The organism is Shewanella sp. MMG014, assembly GCF_018100775.1.
In the GTDB taxonomy this organism is placed as follows: Bacteria; Pseudomonadota; Gammaproteobacteria; order Enterobacterales; family Shewanellaceae; genus Shewanella; species Shewanella japonica.
Genome location: NZ_JAGJDZ010000032.1, coordinates 1 through 1104, shown reverse-complemented (window position 1 = coordinate 1104; position 1104 = coordinate 1). Strand labels below are relative to the sequence as shown.

At 40.3% G+C, this 1104-nt stretch carries 1 protein-coding gene; it reads right to left on the bottom strand.

What is annotated here, in order from left to right; translation table 11 throughout:
- Positions 1-60: 60 nt before the first annotated feature.
- Complete coding sequence (locus J8L86_RS20990) at positions 61-1065, bottom strand: hypothetical protein (RefSeq protein WP_211031450.1); 1005 nt, start codon at positions 1063-1065, stop codon at positions 61-63.
- Positions 1066-1104: the final 39 nt, after the last annotated feature.

Below are 1104 nucleotides of genomic sequence, written 5' to 3'. Positions count from 1 at the left end.
TAACGCCCAGCACAGCGGCGAGTTAAACAAGTGACTGGTTGACGAGTCCGTTGCTGCTTGTTAAGTGGCATTTGCACGATCTATCTCTTCTAGTTTCTTTAAAGCAAACCGTCCTCTTTCAGATACTGCTTGGGACTTATCTGATGCAAACTTTTCAGCATAATCCCTAGCAATAACTCCAATATTTGATAGATCTCGTATCAAAATCTCTGCTGAAATACGCCTTACAATTGAAGACCTATCTTCCGAAGAGAGGTTGAGTAAAGTGAGCAATGATGTTTGAACACTTACTTCCCGTTCTGCGACGATAGGGTTTAGCCTACCTTCGCAATACCTTATATCTGTCCATTCCCATTTTCTTCCTTCAATCCATGAAATCTTGCCTTCAAATAAACTACGGTAAGCTTTAGCACGAACCGTAGGCTGAACGGCTTTACTCGCAATATTTTCAATGTTTTCATCAAGAATCGGTGTGCGACCAAGTTGAGAGAATAGAGAAGGCATTGGTCCAGAGGTGGATGAAATTAACTTCGATCTTAGTGATTCAGCTATTTCTTCGTCACAAATTATTTGTAAGAGAACATTTTTATCTTCTTCCTTAATCCTGCCCCATGAATTCCAATTAGATAGCGCGATACAAAGCGCTTCAACAACAAATTCTGGGTTAGTCGCCTTTGCAATCTCAGGAAGCTTTTCCCTTGCGGCCTCACGAACTTGAGGCACCCAATCATTAAGCCTACGAATGGCAAGTGAAAAAAAGAAAGTGTTTGGAGCAGCACCAGACAGTGTTCGTAAAGTTTTTTCTCGCTTGTAACCATCCCAACTTATTAAATCTAACCAAGTCAGAAGTTCACTAGGTTTAGACCATACTTTCCACTTTGGTGGAGTTGACTTCCTTAATGCCAAGGAAAATTCCGACCTAATTAAGCGTTCCCAATAGTCAAAACTACTAAGAGGTAGCTGAGAAGTCACATCAATTAGAGATGACATATCAGCCACCATTTTACCTCCCGAATTTATCGAGTTAGCAAAGTCTTTCACTGCTGAAACTATTTTATCTTCCATAATCTATGATTCTTACACTTACTATCTAAGCCACTTAAC

Coding starts and splice junctions, on each gene's coding strand:
- J8L86_RS20990 (WP_211031450.1), bottom strand. CDS start 1,065: ATGGAAGATAAAATAGTTTCAGCAGTGAAAGACTTTGCTAACTCGATA.